This window comes from Streptomyces sp. NBC_00433, from assembly GCA_036015235.1.
Taxonomy (GTDB): domain Bacteria; phylum Actinomycetota; class Actinomycetes; order Streptomycetales; family Streptomycetaceae; genus Actinacidiphila.
In genome coordinates, this window is sequence record CP107926.1 from 511,278 (window position 1) to 529,106 (window position 17,829).

Genomic DNA, 17,829 nt, shown 5'->3' on the forward strand with positions numbered 1-17,829 from the left:
GACGGGCCGCGCGGACCGGCCGCAGGCCGCGCCGGGTGCGTACGCCGAGCGTCCTCCAGATGGAGGCGGTCGAATGCGGCGCGGCGGCGCTCGCGATGGTGCTTGGCCACCACGGGCGGCATGTGCCGCTGGAGGAACTGCGGGTGGCCTGCGGGGTGTCGCGCGACGGCTCGCGGGCCGGCAATCTCCTCAAGGCCGCCCGCACCTACGGGCTGCGCGCCAAGGGCATGCAGATGGAACCGGCCGCCCTGGCCGAACTGCGGCCGCCGGCGGTGCTGTTCTGGGAGTTCAACCACTACGTCGTCTACGAGGGCGCCGGCCGGCACCTCGGGCGGCGCGGCGTGCACCTCAACGACCCGGCGCGCGGCCGCCGTTTCGTGTCGCCCGCCGAGTTCGACACCGGCTTCACCGGTGTGGTCCTCACCTTCGAACCGGGTGACGGCTTCGTACGCGCGGGCCGCAGGCCGGGCATCGTACGGGGGCTGCCGGCCCGGCTGCGCGGCACCTCGGCCACCATGGCGGTCGCGGTGCTCGCCAGCCTGCTGCTGGTCGCGGTGGGCGCGGCCGGGCCCGCGCTGAGCCGTACGTACATCGACAGCTTCCTGATCGGCGGCCGGTCCGCGCTGCTGGGCACCCTCTTCACGGCGATGGCGGTCGTGCTGGGGCTCACCGCGGCGCTGACCTGGGTGCAGCAGTCCAACCTCCTGCACGGGCGGGTGGTGACCGCGACGCTGGGCAGCGCGCGCTTCATACGGCACCTGCTGCGGCTGCCCGTGCGCTTCTTCGCGCAGCGCAGCCCCGCCGACCTGGTGCAGCGCCTGCAGTCCCACGACTCGGTCGCCGAGACGCTGGCCAGGGACCTGTCGTCGGCCGGCGTGGACGCGGTGGTGGTGCTGCTCTACGCGGCGCTGCTGTGGACCTACGACCGGCAACTGACCGTGCTGGGCGTGCTGATCGCGCTGCTCAATGTGGCCGCGATGCGGATCGTGGTCCGCCTGCGCGCCACCGGCACCCGCAAACTGCGGGCCGACACCGCGAGGTTGACCAACACCGCCTACAACGGGCTGCAGTTGATCGAGACGATGAAGGCCACCGGCGGCGAGGACGGCTACTTCCGCCGCTGGGCGGGGCAGCACGCGGCGACTCTCGACGGCAGGCAGCGGCTCGGCGTGCCCGGCGCCGCGCTCGCCGTCGTCGCCCCGACGCTCGCCGCGCTCAACAGCGCGCTGATCCTGCTGATCGGCGGCAGGCGGGCGGTCGCGGGCGGGATCTCGGTGGGCCTGCTGGTCGCCTTCCAGGCACTGGTGACCGGCTTCACCGCACCGGTCACCCGGCTCAGCGCGGTCGCCGGGCGGGCGCAGGACTTCGCGGCGGACGTCGCCCGGCTCAGGGACGTCGAGAACTTCCCGGTCGACCCGGTCCACTCCCCCGGCCGCGCCGCCTCCCATCCCCCGGGAGCCCGCCGGCCGGCCGGCCAGGTGACCCTGGACGACGTCGACTTCGGCTACAGCCCGCTCGACCCGCCGCTGCTCACCGGCTTCTCGCTCTCGGTCGGCCCCGGCCGCCAGGTGGCGCTGGTCGGCGGCTCGGGCAGCGGCAAGTCGACGGTGGCCCGGCTGGTGTCGGGCCTCTACGAACCGTCGCGGGGCACCGTACGCATCGACGGCCGGCGGCTCGCCGACCTGCCGCGCAGCGTGCTGTCCGCGTCGGTGGCCTTCGTGGACCAGGATGTCTTCCTCTTCGAGGGCACCGTCCGCGACAACGTGGCGCTGTGGGACCCCTCGATCCCCGACACCGCGGTCACCGCGGCGCTCGCCGACGCGGCGGTCCTCGACGTGGTCACCCGGCGCCCCGGCGGCATCCACTGCCGGGTGGAGCAGGACGGCCGGAACTTCTCCGGCGGCCAGCGCCAGCGCCTCGAAATCGCCCGCGCCCTGGTCCGCGATCCGGTCGTCCTGGTCCTCGACGAGGTCACCAGCGCACTCGACGCCGAGACGGAGCGGCTGATCATCGACAATCTGCGCCGGCGCGGCTGCGCCCGCGTGGTCGTCGCCCACCGCCTGAGCACGGTGCGCGACAGCGACGAGATCGTGGTCCTCGACCGCGGCACGATCGTCGAACGCGGCCGCCACGAGGCCCTGGTGGCGGCCGGCGGGGCTTACGCCGACCTGGTACGGGACCACTGATGGCGTATCCGCTGGAACCCCTCCCCCCACCGGCCGGCGCTCCCCGCCCGGACCCGGCGGCGTATCCACCCTTCCCGCCCTCGGCCGACGGCACCGATTCCCCGCCGGGCGACCTCGGCCAGGACCCGCGGCCGGACGGCTGGTCGCCACAGCCCGGACCCGGCCCTGACCCGTACGCGCCAGGCGGCGCCTCGGGGGTGCCGACGGCTTACGGGGGCGGGCAGGCCTCCGTTGAGCAGGGTCCGGATGTGCACGCGTCCGGCGGTGGCGGTCCGGCCGTCGAGGAACACCCGAGCCCGCCGCCGGACGGCATGCCCGCGTACGGTCCCGGCGATCCGTCCCCCCACGTTCAGCCGGGCCCGCCGCCGGGCGGCGGCGCGCCCTCGTACGGCACCCTCGATCCGGTGGCCGAGGTGCTGGGGCGGTTCGGGGTGGAGGTCGACTGCCGCGGGGTGCGCAGCCTGGCGTTGGGCGGGCCGGAAGGGCTGTGGCTCGTGACGGCGGGGGCCGTGGATCTCTTCGCGGTCGCCGGGGACGGGCAGGGGCGATGGCACTTCCTGGGGCGGCTGGAGGCGGGGACCGCCCTGCTCGGGCCGCCGCAGGGGCCGCATCACACGCTGGTCGGGCGGCCGTTGCCGGGGTGCGGTCTGCGCCGGATCGGACTGCGCGAGCTGTTCGCCGACCCGTACGCAGGCCCCCACGCCTACGGCGGGCCGCAACTGGGCCCGCTGGAGCAGGCCTTCGCGCTCGGCGTAGGGCGCGGGCTGCGGCTGATGTTCGAAGCCCGGGTCGACGGGCGGCCCGCGATCGGCGCTGCGTCGGCGCAGGACGACATCGAGTGGGTGCCGGTCGAGCCGGGCGATGTGCGGGACGGCGCCGACTTCGACTGGGAGTCGGCCGGTCAGCTGCTGGTCGACGGGGGGATGTGGCAGCGCATGGTCAGGCAGCAGTCGCGGCTGCTGCTGGCCCTCGGTCGCTGGATCGAGCAGGTGGAGCGCGCCCACGAGCAGCGGGCGGTCGCCGGAACGCGGGCGGGCGAGGCCGCCGGCGCCCACGCCGACCGGCTGCTGCTTGCCGCGCTGGACCGGCCGGGTCGCACTCCGCGGGGCGCTCGGTCGCGGCCCGGCCGCGATGCGGCGGGGTTGAAGGGGACCCCCGGCGGCGAAGGCGCGGCAGCGGCGCGGGACGCGAGCGGCGCGGTGACCGCCCCCGGCAGCACAAGGTTCCCGGGCGATACGAGCGGCGCCCGCACCGCGGGCCGAGCGGGCGCGGCCCGCGGTGGGGCCGGAGCCGCCGCGGCCGCCGGCGTCGGGGCGGACGGGAAGGCGAGCGGGACGCGGACCGCGGCCGGCAGGGCAGGCGCGGAGGACGCCACCCTCGCCGTGTGCCGGCTGGTGGCGGCGGCCGGCGGGATCGAGGTCAGTGAACCGATCGGTGCCGCGGGCCGGTTGGGGGCGGTGGAGCGCGTCGCGGTCGCGTCCGGCTTTCGGACCAGGGAGGTGGCGCTCGGCGAGCGCTGGTGGCGTACGGACGTGGGGCCGCTGGTCGGGCGCAGGGCGGCCTCCGGAGCTCCGGTCGCCCTGCTGTGGCATCGCGGCGGGTACCAGGCGGTGGATCCGGCGAGTGGGCGGACGATGCGGGTCGGGGCGGCGAACGCGACCGGTCTCGACTCGCAGGCGGTGATGTTCTACCGGCCGCTGCCGGCGCGGGCGGTGTCCACCCGGGCGCTGCTGCGTTTCGGGGTGCGCGGCACCCGCGCGGATCTGGGGCGGCTGCTGGCGGGCAGCCTGGTCGCGGTCGGCCTCGGCGCGCTCGTGCCGGTCGCCACCGGGCGCGTCCTGGGCGGCTACGTGCCGCGCGGCGAGAACGCGCTGATCGTGCAGGCGGCCCTCGCGGTGGTGGCGACCACGATCGTGTCCGCGGCCTTCATGCTGGTGCAGAACATCGCGGTGCTGCGCCTTGAGGGCCGGATCGAGGCGACGCTGCAACCGGCCGTGTGGGACCGGCTGTTGCGGCTGCCCACCGGCTTCTTCGCGCAGCGCTCCACCGGTGAGCTGGCGAGTGCCGCGATGGGGGTCAGCGCGATCCGGCGGGTGCTGTCGGGGACCACGTCGGTGGCCGTCCAGTCGGGCACGGTCGCCGCGGTCAACCTGGTGCTGCTGCTCTGCTACAGCGTGCCGCTCACGCTGGCCGCGCTCGGCATGCTGGCGGTCGTCGCAGCGGTGCTGCTGGCCTCGGGGCTGGCCCAACTGCGGTGGCAGCGGCAGCTGGTGGAGCTGGGCAACCGGCTCAACAACCAGGCCTTCCAGAGCCTCAGGGGCCTGCCGAAGCTGCGGGTCGCCGCGGCGGAGAGCTTCGCCTACGCCGCCTGGGCCGCGGATTTCGCCCGCAGCCGCGAACTGCAGCGCAGGGCGGGCCGGGTGGGGAATGTGGCGACCGTCGTCAACGCGGTCTATCTGCCGCTGTGCACCCTCGCGGTCTTCGCGCTGCTCGCGGGACCGGCCCGCGGCAGCCTGTCGGCGGCGGCCTTCCTGACCTTCAACTCGGCGGCCACGATGATGCTTTCCTCGGCGGGGCAGCTCACCGGGGCGCTGCTGTCCGCTGTTTCCGTGCTGCCGATGGTGGAGCAGCTGCGGCCGGTGCTCGACGCGGCGCCCGAGGTGCCGGCGGGCAGCGCCCAGCCCGGTGAGCTGTCGGGGGCGGTGGAGGCCGTCTCGGTGTCCTACCGCTATCCGGGCGAGGGGCCGTTGGTCCTCGACGAGGTGTCGCTGCGGGTGGCGCCCGGCGAATTCGTGGCCGTCGTCGGGCCGAGCGGCTGCGGCAAGTCGACCCTGCTGCGGCTGCTGATCGGCTTCGACTCCCCCGTGTCGGGCACGGTCCGCTACGACGGCCAGGACCTGGCGGCGCTCGACCTGGCGGCGGTGCGCCGGCAGTGCGGGGTGGTCCTCCAGCACGCGCAGCCCTTCAGCGGCTCGATCCTGGACTGCATCCGCGGCGCGGGCACATACACGCCGGAGGAGGCGTGGCAGGCCGCGGCGATGGCGGGGCTCGCCGAGGACATCAAGGCGATGCCGATGGGCATGCACACCGTGCTGCCGGACGGCGGCGCGGCGATATCCGGCGGGCAGCGGCAGCGGCTGATGATCGCCCAGGCGTTGATCCGCCGCCCCCGGATCGTCTTCCTCGACGAGGCCACCAGCGCACTGGACAACGCCACCCAGCGCACCGTGATCGACAGCACCCGCGCCCTGCGGGCCACCAGGATCGTGGTCGCGCACCGGCTGTCGACGGTGCTGGACGCCGACCGGGTGGTGGTGATGGAGGCGGGCCGCATCGTCCAGCAGGGCAGGCCCGCGGACCTGCTCGCCGACACCGCGGGCCCCTTCCACGGGCTCGTCCGCCGCCAGACGCTCTGAGCGCCCGGTCGGCGCCTCGCAGGCGTACGGCGGCGGCACCGCGGCACCGGCCCGGACGACCGCGCTGCCGGTGCGGCCCCGTAGCGGACCCGCGCGGCCGGGCGCGGGAGGATGAGTGGATGACCGACTTCCTCACGATCGGCGAATCCGTCGCCGACATCGTCCGCACCCCCGGCAGGCCCGACGTCACGCACCCCGGGGGCAGTTCCGCGAACGTCGCCTACGGGCTGGCCAGGCTGGGGCGCCGGGTCACGCTGCTCACCCAGCTCGGGCAGGACGACGCGGGGCGGTTGATCGGCGGGCATCTGGCGTCCGCCGGGGTGGAGTTGCTGACCGACGGGCAGCCGGGCGTGGCCACCCCGACCGCGGTGGTGACGCTGGACGGGCGTGGCGCGGCCTCGTACGACTTCGAGATCGGCTGGACGCTGCGGCCGGTGGAGCCGCCGGCGGGCGTACGGCATGTGCACCTCGGGTCGATCGGTGCGGTGCAGCCGCCGGGCGCCGCCGCCGCGCTGGAGGTGGTGGCGCGGCTGCGGGGGTCGGCGACGGTCAGCTACGACCCGAACGTGCGCCCGGCGCTGCTGGGCGCACAGGAGGAGGCGGCGGGCCGGGTGGAGCGGTGCGTGGCGCTGAGCGACGTGGTCAAGGCCAGTGACGAGGACCTGGCGTGGCTCTATCCGGGCGAGCAGCCGGGCGCGGTGGCGCTGCGCTGGCTCGGGCTCGGCCCGGCCGCCGTCTTCGTGACGCTGGGTGCGGAGGGCGCGCTGGCCTTCACCCGGGCCGGGCGGGTGACGGCGGCGCCGGTGCGGGTCGAGGTCGCCGACACGGTGGGGGCGGGCGACGCCTTCATGGCCGCCGCACTGGACACGCTGGCCGCCCTCGGCCTGGTCGGCGCCGCGGCCCGGCGCGGCATGGCGGCCGGGCTCGACGGTCCCGCGCTCGACCGGATGCTGCGCCGGGCGGGTACGGCCGCGGCGCTGACGGTGTCCAGGGCGGGGGCGAACCCGCCCGACGCGGCGGAGCTGGCGTCGGCGCTCACGCGGGCCGGATCGATCGGCTAGCGCCGCATCAGTCGCCCAGGGCGTCGAGGAAGTCGGCGGCGGGTGTGAAGAAGAGCGTCCCGGTGACGGCGGTGGAGAAGTCGAGGATGCGGTCGTGGGTGGTCGGCCCGTCACCGAGGAACATGTGCCGCAGCATCTCCTCGGTCACCGCGGGGGTGCGCGCGTAGCCGATGAAGTAGGTGCCGAACTCGCCGCTGCCGGGGCTGCCGAAGGGCATGTTGTCGCGCAGGATCTTCCGCTCGGTGCCGTCCGGGTCGGTGATGGTGTTCAGCACGACGTGGGAGCCGGGCGCGTCCGTCTCGATGTTGGTGAGCTTGCGGCGGCCGATGATCTGCTCCTGCTGCTCGGTGGAGAGCCGGTTCCACGCTTCGAGGTCGTGCAGGTACTTCTGCACGACCACGTAGGAGCCGCCGGCGAAGGACGCGTCCTCGGTGCCGGTCAGGACGGCGTCGGCGGCCTGCTGCCCGACCGGGTTCTCGGTTCCGTCGACGAAGCCGAGCAGGTCGCGCTGGTCGAGGTAGGAGAAGCCCTGCACCTCGTCGGCGACGCCGACCGAGCCGCGCAGCCGGGCCATGATCTCGGTGGCGAGCGAGAAGCACAGGTCCTGCCGGGTGGCGCGGATGTGGAAGAGCAGGTCGCCGGGGGTGGCGGGGGCGGTGTGCCGCTTTCCCCGCAGTTCGCGGAAGGGGTGCAGGTCCGCGGGGCGCGGTCCGCCCAGCAGCCGGTCCCAGGCGTCGGACCCGATGCCGGCGACGACGCTCAGCTCCGCGGCGGGATGCCCGAAGCCGACCGCCCGTTGCATGCCCGAGAGGTCCCCGAGCAGCCCGCGGACGACGGACTCGCCGCCCTGATCGACGGTGAGGACCAGGAAGAAGGAAGCGGTGGTCAGCGGGCTGAGCACAGGCTGCGGCGGGGGCATGCGCACCATCGTGGCACGGGGTGCGCCGGGCGACGCGGTGGGACGCGCCCGGCCCTGCGTGCAGGGCCGGGCGCGTCCCGCGGGTGCCGCGGTCAGTACCGCAGTACGGCTGCCACGCCGCCGGCGGCGTCAAGCGTGCCGTCGGGCACGAACAGCACCCGGGAGTCGGCCTGCACGGCCTTCTCCACCAGTTGCTCGACGACGTCGGTGGCCACACCGGCGTCGTGGGCGGGCGCTTCGACGTCCGGCCGCGGGTCGGGCAGCGTCACCAACTCAGGGTAGGGGACCACGTCCAGGGTCCGTGCGTCCCCGGTGATCCGGCCCGCCACCATCAGGCTCTCCTCCACCAGCAGCCGGTGCACCCGCTTGTCGGCGACCGCCGTCCACACCTCGGGTGCGCCGCCGGCGTACTTCTGCTGCGCACGTGCCGCGTCCAGCTCCTCGACGGCCTCGGCGACCTGCCGGGCGCGGAAGTCGGCCAGCAGGGGTGCGAGCCGATTCGCCAGGTCGGGCTTCGGGTCCTTGTCCATACCGGTCAGCGGCAGTGTGCCGGCGACGCGGTCCCCGTGGAGGGTGAGGCCGTTGAAGATCGAGAGCGTCTTCTCGCTGCCGATGACGAACAGCGGTTCCCCGTTGTGCTCCTTCAGCGCCCTGCCCAGGTGGGTGTCGACGGTCCGCAGGTACTGCCTGACCCGCTCGTCGTGCGACTCGTAGGGCGCCGAGTGCGGTATCGGCCCGGGAATCGAGTCCTCGGGCGAGGGAATCCGCGGCGCGTCGGGGAATCCGTACCGTGTCACCTCGACCAGTTCACTCACGGAACCGTTGTAGAGGCGGCACATCTCCTGGTCGAGCACGAGGACCAGATACGGGTGCGAGCGCTGCTCGGCGGCCACCGCGTAGCGGGTCAGGAGAACCGTGGAGAATTCCACTCGCGGCTCGACGGCCGGCGACGTCAACTGCCAGACCTGGATGGGCTCGCCGGCGGCGATATGGACCACCAGCGCGCCGGCGGGGTGGAAGGGGAAGCCCGCGTCCTCGATGGCCTCGGGATCCAGCAGGCGGTCCCGCAGTTCCAGCTTCGCGTCCCGGGGGACTTCGGTGTCTTCGGCCAGTTGGCGTTTGGCCTGGGTCACGAGGTCGCGCAGCAGGATGCGGTCCTTGTCGCCGAACGGCAGGTCGGGATCGGTCGGCATGGCGAGTGTGATCGCGGGATAGGGCCGCGGTGCGCGCAGGTCGGCCAGGACTTCGGGCGTCAGATCGTACGTGTCGGCCATGCCACCCTCACTGTGGTTGCGGCGACGGGCAGGTCAAAGACGTGCGGGTCACAACGGAAGACGTTCACACGGAAGACGGTCACCGGACGCGGTGGTCGCGGGACCCCGGCAATCACGGAATCCCCTGCTCAGGGAACCCAGTGGCCGTTCTGCCTGCGGTGGTCGTGCGGCTGGTGCCGCTTGGCGAGCACCGGGTCGCTCGGCTGCCGCTCCGCGTGGGGAATCTGCGTGTGGAAATACAGCAGCTTTCCCTGTCCCCGCGCGCCCAGACCGTGGTGGCCCTTGGCCGGGGAGTTCTTGTTGCTCATGCCTTTCAGCTCCCCTCGTCAGCTTCCCCCGCGTACGGAAAGCCCTTTTCGCGGCTGCCCGTTCGTAGGATTCACGCTACGCCGTACGAGCGACGGCTGCGACCGCGCCGCGAGAGGGCCGGTCGACTAGAATTGCTGGCGAGTCTCCGCGAATTACGGCGGTGTCCGGCTTTCCAAGACGGCCGGTCGGCCGCTTATTCGGTTCGTCCCTCCACCACCACGGGAGCAGGAATGACCGGTGATCCCGAGCCCCTCAGCCCCGCCGCGCGCAAGGCGCTGGAAAAGGAGCTGTCCGATCTGCGCGAGGAGCGCCGGGCGGTCGCCGTCACCTTGCGGGGCGGTGACTCCGACGCGGCGGGCGACAGTGCCGACCAGGCCGACGAGCTGCAGCGCGCCTCGGACGTCACGCGCCTGGACAACCGGATCGAGGAGGTGGCCGAGCGGCTGCACGACGCCGTCGTGAGCGGCCCGCCCAGCACCGACGTGGTGGGCGTCGGCAGCACTGTCACCCTCCGGTTCGCGGACGGCACCACGGACACGATGCACATCGGCGAGATCGCCGACGACCAGGACCAGGCCCTGGTGACGGCCGACAGCCCGCTCGGCCAGGGGCTGCTCGGCCACCGCGCGGGCGACGCCGTGGACTACGAGACGCCGCAGGGGCCGGCGTCCGCGCAGGTGGTCTCCATCGGCGACGCTGCCTGAGCCGGCGGGGCGGCGCCCGCGGTGTGCGGCGTGGGCGGCGCCCCGCTTGCGGGCCGGGAGCTGAGGCGTTTGAGTGAGGAGTGTCCCTCCTTCCCCAGGAGTCACCCGCATCATGCGGCGGGTCGGCGGCCCTGGCCGTTCGCGGCCCCCGGGGGTGCTCGTGCCCCTCATCCGCGCACCGGACGTGAGCACTCGTCTCACAACGTACGGAGCTGCCATGTCGATGTCCTTCGGACCCCGTCCGCTGCGCCGCACGATCCAGGCGGAACCGGACTACCGGATCGCGTCCCTGCTGCTCGGCCGCGGCGCGGAGCCCGGGGACACCATCGTCGCCGATGTGCAGGACGACTCGCTGCACTGCACGGTTCACGGCGCCGACTCCCACGACGAGGAGAAGTAGCCATGGCACACCACCACCACAAGTCCAACAAGGCCGTCGAGGGCGATCCCGACTCCGGGCACAGCCGCGGCATGCCGGGGCGCCCGGACGACGAGGAGCTGCGGGAGCGCACGGAGGAGGACCGCGAGGAGGTGGGCCTGCCCCCGGACCCGGCGGACCCGCGCGACGGCACGGACCCGGAATCCCCGTAGGCGACCGCCCGGCTGGAGGTGCACGACGGTGACGACCACCAACGACGACAACATCACCACCTGGACCGAGCGGCTGCTGCGCGAGGCACCGGGTATGGCGCCCGAGCAGGCCCGGGTCTTCGTCTACGAGCTCTACTTCGCCGCGCAGCGCGCGGTGGACAAGGAGCTGTGGGAGGCGAACTTCATCCGTGACGAGTAGGCGCGGACGTAGGGCCGGGCGCGGCAGGCTGCCGCGCCCGGCCCTACGGCGTCAGCCGGAGTAGCCCGCGCCTTCGCGCGGGTAGGGGGGCCGGTCGTGGTCGTGCGGACGCGGGCGGCTCTGCGGCCGCAGCGGGCCGCGGGCCAGCCGGTGGGCGCCGAGCGCGACGAAGACGGCCAGCAGGCCGCCGCCACCGGTCCACAGCCAGCGCGGCGACCACCAGGTGCCGGCCCAGCCGTCGGCGGGTGCGACGTCGGGCGCGTTGGCGGAGACCAGCGGGACCACCGAGCCGTCGACCGCGTCGCGGCCGGCGGTGCCGTGCGAGGTGGCCGTGATCGCCGCGCGCACCGGCTGGCCGAGGTCGGCCTCCGGCACGTCCAGCGCGGTCAGCCGCAGGTAGTAGGCGCCGCGCAGCGGGTCGTTGGACCAGGTGTCGGCGTAGGCGCGCACCGGCCGCAGGGTGCAGGCCAGCTCCACGGTCGCCGCGCCGGCGGCGGCCGTACGGGTCTGGGCGCCGTAGCGGCAGGGCTGGCGGCGGCGCAGCCCGTCGTAGACGTCGAGCTGCCAGGTCGAGGCGCCGTGCGTGGCGGCGGCCCCCGAGCCCGAGCCGAAGGTCACGGTCGCCTTGACCGTGACGTTCTGCCCGGTGTCCGCGGCCACCACCCAGTAGAGGTAGTCGCCCGCCGACGCGCCGGCGGTGGCCTGCTCGCCCTGCTTGATCACCGTGGCGGTACGGAAGTTGGTGCCCGCCTCGGTGGGCGGCCCCTCGTCGCCCGCGGTCGCGCTCGCGCTGGGCGTGGCGCTCGGGGTGTCGTCGGCCGCGGCCCGGCCGGTGAGTGCGGTCAGCGCGGTCGCGGCGAGCAGTCCCACCGCGGCCAGTCGTCGTGCGGTGCGCATCAGGAGGCCCTCCCCGAGTTCATCTGCCAGCGGGCGGCCCAGCCGGTCAGCAGACCGGCCACCGCGCCGGTGACAGCCAGCAGTCCCAGCAGCCACCAGCCGCGCCCGAGGCCGTAGAAGGCCACGTCGGACGGCTGGTCGGGGCTGTCCACCAGGTCGATGGACAGCTCGACGGGCAGGCCGGGGGTGGTCTTGACAGAGGCCGGCGCGGAGAAGGAGTTGCCGACCTGGAGGCATACGGTCTCGGCGGGCGTGTCGGAGTCGGCTTTCGGCTTGGGATAGCGGATGCCGGCCGAGACGGCGTCGGTACGGCCGGTGCCGCCCTCGTCGTCGCGGACGATCTCCCGGCCGTGCAGGGTGACACCGCGCAGCAGGACGCCGTAGCCGGCGTTGACGGCCCGGTCGTCGCTGATGCTCACCGAGGCGCGCAGCTCCTGGCCGGGGCGTACGTCGATGCGATACCAGCGGTTCTCGGAGAAGGTCTCACGGTCGGAGTACAGCCCCGCCTTGAGCACGGGCGCGTCCGCGCAGTTCGCGGCGCCGTTGGTGGCCACGGGGGTGACCACCGGGTCGGTGCTGCGGTTGACCAGCTGCTTCACCTTGGTGGTGAGCTGCGCGCGGTGCTGCACGGTGGTGTAGGTGCCGCCGGTGGCCTCGGCGATGCAGCTGAGCTGGTTGCGGGTCTTGGAGTCGGGGCTCAGGCCGAGCGTGTCGATGACCAGGTGGATGCCCTGGGCGGCGAGGTCGCGGGCGACGTCGCAGGGGTTGGCATTGCAGGTGTCCTCGCCGTCGGTGATCAGCACCATCCTGGCGGTGCCCTCACCGCCCGCCTTGAGGTCGGCGGCCGCCGCGAGCAGGGCGGGGCCGATCGGGGTCCACCCGGTGGGGGCGAGGGTGGCCACCGCGGCCTTGGCCTCGGTGCGGTTCAGCGGGCCGACCGGGTAGAGCTGCTTGGTGTCCTTGCAGCCGGTCTTGCGGTCGTTGCCCGGGTAGTCCGCGCCGAGGGTGCGTATGCCGAGGTTGACCTCTTGCGGCGTCGAGTCGAGGACGTCGTCGAAGGCCTGCTTGGCGGCGGACATCCGGCTCTGCCCGTCGATGTCCTTGGCCCGCATGGAGCCGCTGACGTCGAGGACGAGTTCGACTTTCGGTGGGGGTTGCGCCGCGGGTTCGTCCGCGGCGGCGCTCGCGGGCAGCAGCCCGCAGGCGAGGGTGGCCAGCAGGCCACCGGCCATTCCCGTGGCCACGAGTCTTCTCATGATCATCGGAGGATCGTAGTGAAGGTCCGGCCCATTCATGAAGTCGGCAGGTCAGCGTCGCGACCCGACGCACGGAATGTCGGATTCCGCTTCACTCGGGCGGACTTGACGAAGTCTTTACAACCCGGGCGGGCGCCGTGTCGTCTCTGCTCGCGATCCCGGTACGGCCGGGGCCCGCGCCCGCTCCCGGGCGCGGCGGGCCGCGGGAGAAACGAGGAACGGGACATGCGCAGCACCTCACTCGCCGCCGGTGCGGCGGTGGTCCTGGCGGTCGCGGTCGCGGGAGCCGTCCCCGCCGCCGCCTCGGCCCCCGTCGGCCAGGCCCCCATGACCCCGATGTGCACGACCTCGCAGCTGACCGGCGCGCTGGGCGGCGGGGACGCGGGCGCGGGCAACCTCTACCGCTATCTGGTCCTCACCAACCACAGCTCCACGACCTGCCACCTCACCGGCTACCCCGGGGTCTCGCTGCTCGACTCGGCCGGCAGGCAGATCGGGGCGCCGGCCGACCGGCAGCGCAGCAGCTACACGGCGGTGGAGCTGAGGCCCGGCGGGTCGGCGAGCGACACGATCCACACGATCAACCACCAGGGGACGTGTCTGCCGGCCTCGGCGAAGGTGCGGATATACCCGCCGGGGAACACGGCGGCGATGGTCATCGCCGGGACCGTGACGAACTGCGACCACACCTTCACGGTGACGCCGCTGGCCGCGGGGCGTAGCGGCAGTGACCCGGTGACGGCACCGGCCCCGACGCCGACGTCCACATCCGTCCCGGGGCGCCAGGTGCCCCGGGTCCCCTCGGGCGCGCCCGACACCGGCCTCGCCGCGGCCTCCGGCGGCCACTCCCACGCCCTGGCCGCCGGCGCGGCCGGGGGTGCCGCCCTGCTGGGCGGCCTGGCCGTCGCGGCTGCCGCGCGTCGCCGGCGCGGGGCCAGGGACTGAGCCTTGGCCTCCGCTTCCCGACCCTCGGCCACTCCCTGCGGGGCGCTGTCGCGGACTCCGCGGTCGCGCTGTGCGGGTGGCTTGTCGCGCAGTTCCCGCGGGGAGCTGCGCGACAAGCCGCAGCGGGCCGCAGCTGTGAACGCGACACGGTGGGTGGTGGTGGCCGCGGCCGCGGTGGCGCTGCTCGCCGGGTGCGATGGCGCGACCGGCGGCGGGGACGCGGGGCCGCCACCGGCCCCGCCGCGCACGAGCGCCGCGCCGTCGGCACCGGTGGCGCCGGCCACGACCGCCGCCACACCGTCCGCGACGGTAAAAGCAATGCCGAGGTCGGAACCGGAACGGCTGCGCATCCCCGGCATCGGCGTGGACACCCCCGTCATGGCCCTCGGCCTGGCGGCCGACGGCACGGTGAGGGTACCGCCGATCGCGGCGCACGCGCCGGCCGGCTGGTACGACGGGTCGCCGGCGCCCGGCCAGGTCGGGCCCTCCGTGCTGCTGGGGCATGTGACGGTCGGGGCGTACGGCGACGGCGTCTTCCGGCACCTGGACCGGATGCGGCCGGGCGACAGGGTGACGGTCACCCGGGCGGACGGCACCGACGCGGTCTTCGCCGTCGACAAGGTGCAGACCGTCGCGAAGTCGCGCTTCCCGACGGACGCGGTGTACGGGAACGTCGACCACCCCGCGCTGCGTCTCATCACCTGCGGCGGCACGAGGATCTCGGACGGCGGCGGCTATCCGGACAACGTGATCGTCTACGCCTCGCTGGTCGGCGGCTCGTGAACAACTGGCCTGCGGCGGCCGGCACTTCGGCGACAGGAGCGAGGGGAGCGGTCATCCGGCGAGAAGAGCGCGCTGCCTCCGAGCTGTTCGAGGCCGTCTACCCGCGGCTCGCGGGCTGGTGCCGCCGGCTGGTCGACGACGACGGCACGGCGCACGAGATCGCCGCGGAGGCCTTCACCCGGCTGTGGGCCCGCTGGACCGGGGTCGAGGAGCCCAACGGCTTCCTCTATGTGACCGCCGCCAACCTGGTCCGCGACCACTGGCGCAAGATGGAGCGCGAGCGCCGCGCGCTGCGCCGGGTGAAGACCGAGCAGTCCGTACGCCCGCAGGCGGAGGCGGCCGACCCGTCCGTACGCCTGCTGGTGCAGTCGCTGCCCGAGCGGCTGCGCAATCCCGTCCTGCTGTATTACTACGCCGACTTGCCGGTCCGTGAGGTGGCCGCGCTGCTTGGCCGGAACGAGGGAACCGTGAAGGCCGACCTGCACGCGGCACGCGAACTGCTCCGCGCACGACTTGAGGGGCACCATGACCGGATTTCCTGACCGCCCGGAGGGCGGCCCGGACGGCGAGGGCACCGGGGCCGACCCGGTGGAGCCGCTGCTGCGGCAGCCGCCCGGGTATCTGGACGCGCCGCCCGGCTCCTTCGGGCGGATCCGGCGGCGTGCGGCGCGCCGCCGCCGGCTGCGGGCGGCCGGCGGCGGTCTCGCGGCGGCCGTGGTGCTGTCCGGTTCCGTCTACCTGGTGGGCGCGCTGACCTCGCACGGCTCGGACGAGGTGGTGAGCCCGCCGGCCAGCAACTCGCTGACCAGCGCCGCCCCTTCGACCCCGGGGCCCAGCCCGGACATGGCGCCGGCGCCGACCCCGACCACGACGGCGGCTGCCCGCAGCACCGGTACGCGGGGTGCCACGGGCACCGCCACCAGGCCCCCGAGTGCCACACCGACCAGGGACGCCCCCCCGCAGACGGCGGGGGCGACCCCGATGTGCGCGACCTCGCAGCTGTCCGCGGCGCTGGGCGGCGGCGACGCGGGCGCGGGCAGCCTCTTCCGCTACCTGGTGCTCACCAACCGCAGCTCCACGGCCTGCCATCTCACCGGTTACCCGGGCCTGTCGATGCTGGACGCGAAGGGCGCGCAGATCGGTGCGCCGGCCGACCGGCAGCCGATGGACTACCGCCCTGTGGTGCTGCGGCCGGGCGGGTCGGTGAGCGACACCATCCACACCGTCAACCAGCAGGGCACCTGCCTGCCCGCGTCGGTGAAGCTGCGGATCTACCCGCCGGGCAACACCGCGTGGCTGGACTTCGCGGGCAGCGTGACCAACTGCGACGACCTCTTCACCGTCACCCCGTTCACCGCGGGCAGCACCGGCAATCCCCCGTCATGAGGAGCCGTCCGGGGCGCCCGGCAGGTCGAGCAGTGCCAGGTCGGGCGGTACGAGGGTGGGAGACAGCAGGAGTTCGCCGAGGGTGCTGCCGACGGGTTCGCCGATCTGCTCGCGGGTCAGGAAGGGGACGCCGTCCCGGGACAGCCGGGTCCTCACCGCACTGACCCCGTGCTCGGCCTTCTTGGGGCCCCAGTTCGCGGCGGGTTGCAGCCGGGCCGGGTGGGCGGCGGGCCGAGGGGCGGCGCGGGACGGTGCCCACCCGCACGACGGCCACGCGTGGTCGGTCGCCGCGTCGGCCATCGCGCACAGGTCGGGCCCGCCGGCGCCGGTCAACCGGGCCATGATCTGGATGTGGTTGCCGTCGTCGAGCTGCGAGGTGCGGTCGCACTCGTCGCCGTCGAGCACTTCGGCGGCGACGGTGACATTGCCGGTCCTGCGGGTGGGGATGTGCGAGCCGCCTCGATGTCGCGGCCGAGCAGGGTGGCTGCGACGTCGACGGCCGGGGCCCGGTGCGGCGGACCGTACGGGAGCGGTCCCGGCGGCCTCCCGCGGCTCGGCCCTGCCGAAAGAGCCACTACGGAATGTCACTAGGGATCGACACTTCGCAGTGGCTACGCTGCGTGGCGCTGGTCGCGCGCGGTGACGCCCGTCCCCCCGTGCGGCAGCCGGATTCGGAGGCAGGAAGCATGAAGACGCACAAGCGCTGGGCCGCGGTCCTCGGCGCGCTCGCGGTCGGCGCCGGGCTGATGTCGGGCTCGTCCACCCCGGCGGTGGCCCACGACGCCTCGGGCCCGAGCCCGCCGGCGGTCGTCGCCCAGCAGTTCTCACTGCGGCTGGCCGGCCATCCCGGCCAGGTCGCGAACGTGCGGGGAGCGTCCACCGAGAACGACGCCCCGGTCATCCAGTACGACTGCGGCACCGCCGACAACGAGCTGTGGAGGTTCGTACCCAAGGGCATCGGCTACCAGATCGTGGCGAAGTCCAGCGGAAAGTGCCTCAACGTCCGGGGCGGCGTCGGGGTGGGCAACCCGCTGATCCAGTACACCTGCACCGCCGCGGGCGTCGACAACGACGTCTGGCTGCCGGTCTGGGAGCCCGACCGCCCCTGACCCGCCCGTGCGCGGGTGACGGGGGCGGCGGTCGGGTGCCGGGGTGGCGCGGCAGGTCAGCGGCAGTCGGGGTGGCCCCAGCCGTCGGCGTTCTTGGTGATCGGCTCGCCCGCGGCGTAGGAGCGTCCGCAGCGGCAGCGGCCGGGGTATTTGGCCTTGAGCGTGCGCGCGGCGCCCCCGCCCCCGGTGGCGGGTCCCCCGGCGGGCGCGGAGCCCCCCGCGCGGGGCGCTTTGCGTACGGTGTCGGGCGTCCTCGGCGGCTGCGGCGAGCCGAGGTCGCTGCCCGCGGGCTCCTGGACGATGGCGGCGTGGCTGGCGGCGCGGTCCGCGAAGTCGTTGAGCCGGTCGCCGTCCACCTGGTGGGCGGGCACGTAGCGGAAGTCCACCGAGCGGCCGGTCAGCAGCGTGTCGATGCGTACGACCAGCTCCTGGTTGGCGACCGGCTTGCCCGCCGAGGTCTTCCAGCCCTTGCGCTTCCAGCCCGGCAGCCAGGTCGTGACGGCCTTCATCGCGTACTGCGAGTCCATCCGGACCTCCAGCGCGACGTCCGGGTCCACGGCGGCCAGCAGCCGCTCCAGCGCGGTCAGCTCCGCGACGTTGTTGGTCGCGGTGCCCAGCGGCCCCGCCTCCCAGCGGACCGGTTCTCCCCGGTCGTCGGCGATGACCCAGGCCCATGCCGCAGGCCCCGGATTGCCCTTCGATGCCCCGTCACACGCGGCGATGATGCGTTCACCCACGACCCCGAGCATGCCAGGCGACCACCGGTGAAAGCACATCGCCCCCCGCCGCCGCGC

Annotated in this window: 19 protein-coding genes; 12 read left to right on the forward strand and 7 right to left on the reverse strand. The window is 74.3% G+C overall.

Annotated features, from left to right (window positions below):
* The first annotated feature begins 35 nt into the window (after nucleotides 1–35).
* From OG900_02155 to OG900_02165, 3 genes are all read left to right on the forward strand, one after another.
* Nucleotides 36–2,186 carry an NHLP family bacteriocin export ABC transporter peptidase/permease/ATPase subunit gene (locus tag OG900_02155; GenBank protein ID WUH95586.1) on the forward strand — a complete coding sequence of 717 codons (2,151 nt, stop codon included), beginning with the start codon at nucleotides 36–38 and terminating at the stop codon, nucleotides 2,184–2,186.
* Nucleotides 2,186–5,602, forward strand: coding sequence for an NHLP bacteriocin export ABC transporter permease/ATPase subunit (locus OG900_02160; protein ID WUH89050.1), 3,417 nt, complete (start codon nucleotides 2,186–2,188; stop codon nucleotides 5,600–5,602). Before OG900_02155 ends, OG900_02160 begins: the two co-directional genes overlap by 1 nt.
* A gap of 119 nt (nucleotides 5,603–5,721) precedes the next feature.
* Nucleotides 5,722–6,663: a carbohydrate kinase gene (locus OG900_02165; protein ID WUH89051.1), complete on the forward strand. Its 942-nt coding sequence runs from the start codon at nucleotides 5,722–5,724 to the stop codon at nucleotides 6,661–6,663.
* A gap of 7 nt (nucleotides 6,664–6,670) precedes the next feature.
* On the opposite strand, the gene OG900_02170 is transcribed toward OG900_02165, so the two are convergent.
* From OG900_02170 to OG900_02180, 3 genes are all read right to left on the reverse strand, one after another.
* Nucleotides 6,671–7,582, reverse strand: a complete 912-nt coding sequence (locus OG900_02170; GenBank protein ID WUH89052.1) for a Dyp-type peroxidase — start codon at nucleotides 7,580–7,582, stop codon at nucleotides 6,671–6,673.
* Between the two features lie 92 nt (nucleotides 7,583–7,674).
* Complete coding sequence (locus tag OG900_02175) at nucleotides 7,675–8,856, reverse strand: hypothetical protein (GenBank protein ID WUH89053.1); 1,182 nt, start codon at nucleotides 8,854–8,856, stop codon at nucleotides 7,675–7,677.
* A 128-nt stretch (nucleotides 8,857–8,984) separates the two neighbouring features.
* Nucleotides 8,985–9,164 carry a hypothetical protein gene (locus tag OG900_02180; GenBank protein WUH89054.1) on the reverse strand — a complete coding sequence of 60 codons (180 nt, stop codon included), beginning with the start codon at nucleotides 9,162–9,164 and terminating at the stop codon, nucleotides 8,985–8,987.
* Between the two features lie 231 nt (nucleotides 9,165–9,395).
* On the opposite strand from OG900_02180, the gene OG900_02185 reads away from it, so the two are divergent.
* The 4 genes from OG900_02185 (at nucleotide 9,396) to OG900_02200 (ending at nucleotide 10,659) form a co-directional block, all read left to right on the forward strand.
* Nucleotides 9,396–9,869 carry a GreA/GreB family elongation factor gene (locus tag OG900_02185; GenBank protein ID WUH89055.1) on the forward strand — a complete coding sequence of 158 codons (474 nt, stop codon included), beginning with the start codon at nucleotides 9,396–9,398 and terminating at the stop codon, nucleotides 9,867–9,869.
* Between the two features lie 217 nt (nucleotides 9,870–10,086).
* Nucleotides 10,087–10,269, forward strand: coding sequence for a hypothetical protein (locus tag OG900_02190; protein ID WUH96079.1), 183 nt, complete (start codon nucleotides 10,087–10,089; stop codon nucleotides 10,267–10,269).
* Nucleotides 10,270–10,271: 2 nt separating this feature from the next.
* Nucleotides 10,272–10,460 (forward strand): hypothetical protein, encoded by a 189-nt coding sequence (locus OG900_02195; GenBank protein ID WUH89056.1) that lies wholly within the window; start codon nucleotides 10,272–10,274, stop codon nucleotides 10,458–10,460.
* Between the two features lie 28 nt (nucleotides 10,461–10,488).
* Nucleotides 10,489–10,659, forward strand: coding sequence for a hypothetical protein (locus OG900_02200; protein WUH89057.1), 171 nt, complete (start codon nucleotides 10,489–10,491; stop codon nucleotides 10,657–10,659).
* A 51-nt stretch (nucleotides 10,660–10,710) separates the two neighbouring features.
* Here the strand turns inward: OG900_02200 and OG900_02205 are convergent, their stop codons facing one another.
* Both OG900_02205 and OG900_02210 read right to left on the reverse strand, forming a co-directional pair.
* On the reverse strand, nucleotides 10,711–11,556 hold the full coding sequence (locus tag OG900_02205; GenBank protein ID WUH89058.1) for a hypothetical protein: 846 nt from the start codon (nucleotides 11,554–11,556) through the stop codon (nucleotides 10,711–10,713).
* The gene (locus tag OG900_02210; GenBank protein ID WUH89059.1) at nucleotides 11,556–12,818 is read right to left on the reverse strand and encodes a VWA domain-containing protein; all 1,263 of its coding nucleotides are present in this window, start codon (nucleotides 12,816–12,818) and stop codon (nucleotides 11,556–11,558) included. The genes OG900_02205 and OG900_02210 overlap by 1 nt, the downstream gene beginning before the upstream one ends.
* Nucleotides 12,819–13,037: 219 nt before the next feature.
* Here OG900_02210 and OG900_02215 point away from each other — a divergent pair, with 219 nt between their 5' ends.
* From OG900_02215 to OG900_02230, 4 genes are all read left to right on the forward strand, one after another.
* Entirely contained in the window at nucleotides 13,038–13,757 is a 720-nt protein-coding gene (locus OG900_02215; protein WUH89060.1) for a DUF4232 domain-containing protein, read from the forward strand.
* 174 nt (nucleotides 13,758–13,931) lie between these two features.
* The gene (locus OG900_02220; protein WUH95587.1) at nucleotides 13,932–14,540 is read left to right on the forward strand and encodes a class F sortase; all 609 of its coding nucleotides are present in this window, start codon (nucleotides 13,932–13,934) and stop codon (nucleotides 14,538–14,540) included.
* A complete protein-coding gene (locus OG900_02225) occupies nucleotides 14,537–15,082 on the forward strand; it encodes an RNA polymerase sigma factor (protein ID WUH89061.1) in 546 nt (181 codons plus the stop codon). The genes OG900_02220 and OG900_02225 overlap by 4 nt, the downstream gene beginning before the upstream one ends.
* A complete protein-coding gene (locus tag OG900_02230) occupies nucleotides 15,066–15,926 on the forward strand; it encodes a DUF4232 domain-containing protein (protein WUH89062.1) in 861 nt (286 codons plus the stop codon). The genes OG900_02225 and OG900_02230 overlap by 17 nt, the downstream gene beginning before the upstream one ends.
* Here the strand turns inward: OG900_02230 and OG900_02235 are convergent.
* Nucleotides 15,921–16,514, reverse strand: a complete 594-nt coding sequence (locus tag OG900_02235) for a hypothetical protein (protein WUH89063.1) — start codon at nucleotides 16,512–16,514, stop codon at nucleotides 15,921–15,923. The two genes, OG900_02230 and OG900_02235, sit on opposite strands and share 6 nt — an antisense overlap.
* A gap of 98 nt (nucleotides 16,515–16,612) precedes the next feature.
* Here OG900_02235 and OG900_02240 point away from each other — a divergent pair, with 98 nt between their 5' ends.
* A complete protein-coding gene (locus OG900_02240) occupies nucleotides 16,613–17,035 on the forward strand; it encodes an RICIN domain-containing protein (protein WUH89064.1) in 423 nt (140 codons plus the stop codon).
* Nucleotides 17,036–17,091: 56 nt separating this feature from the next.
* Here OG900_02240 and OG900_02245 read toward each other — a convergent pair whose 3' ends face one another.
* Nucleotides 17,092–17,784, reverse strand: coding sequence for a ribonuclease HI (locus OG900_02245; GenBank protein ID WUH89065.1), 693 nt, complete (start codon nucleotides 17,782–17,784; stop codon nucleotides 17,092–17,094).
* Nucleotides 17,785–17,829: the final 45 nt, after the last annotated feature.

Excerpts from the sequence above, each read along its gene's own strand:
- OG900_02160 (WUH89050.1), top strand. The coding sequence starts at position 2,186 with ATGGCGTATCCGCTGGAACCCCTCCCCCCACCGGCCGGCGCTCCCCGC.
- OG900_02165 (WUH89051.1), top strand. The coding sequence starts at position 5,722 with ATGACCGACTTCCTCACGATCGGCGAATCCGTCGCCGACATCGTCCGC.
- OG900_02170 (WUH89052.1), bottom strand. The coding sequence starts at position 7,582 with ATGCCCCCGCCGCAGCCTGTGCTCAGCCCGCTGACCACCGCTTCCTTC.
- OG900_02175 (WUH89053.1), bottom strand. The coding sequence starts at position 8,856 with ATGGCCGACACGTACGATCTGACGCCCGAAGTCCTGGCCGACCTGCGC.
- OG900_02180 (WUH89054.1), bottom strand. The coding sequence starts at position 9,164 with ATGAGCAACAAGAACTCCCCGGCCAAGGGCCACCACGGTCTGGGCGCG.
- OG900_02185 (WUH89055.1), top strand. The coding sequence starts at position 9,396 with ATGACCGGTGATCCCGAGCCCCTCAGCCCCGCCGCGCGCAAGGCGCTG.
- OG900_02190 (WUH96079.1), top strand. The coding sequence starts at position 10,087 with ATGTCGATGTCCTTCGGACCCCGTCCGCTGCGCCGCACGATCCAGGCG.
- OG900_02195 (WUH89056.1), top strand. The coding sequence starts at position 10,272 with ATGGCACACCACCACCACAAGTCCAACAAGGCCGTCGAGGGCGATCCC.
- OG900_02205 (WUH89058.1), bottom strand. The coding sequence starts at position 11,556 with ATGCGCACCGCACGACGACTGGCCGCGGTGGGACTGCTCGCCGCGACC.
- OG900_02210 (WUH89059.1), bottom strand. The coding sequence starts at position 12,818 with ATGATCATGAGAAGACTCGTGGCCACGGGAATGGCCGGTGGCCTGCTG.
- OG900_02215 (WUH89060.1), top strand. The coding sequence starts at position 13,038 with ATGCGCAGCACCTCACTCGCCGCCGGTGCGGCGGTGGTCCTGGCGGTC.
- OG900_02230 (WUH89062.1), top strand. The coding sequence starts at position 15,066 with ATGACCGGATTTCCTGACCGCCCGGAGGGCGGCCCGGACGGCGAGGGC.
- OG900_02240 (WUH89064.1), top strand. The coding sequence starts at position 16,613 with ATGAAGACGCACAAGCGCTGGGCCGCGGTCCTCGGCGCGCTCGCGGTC.
- OG900_02245 (WUH89065.1), bottom strand. The coding sequence starts at position 17,784 with ATGCTCGGGGTCGTGGGTGAACGCATCATCGCCGCGTGTGACGGGGCA.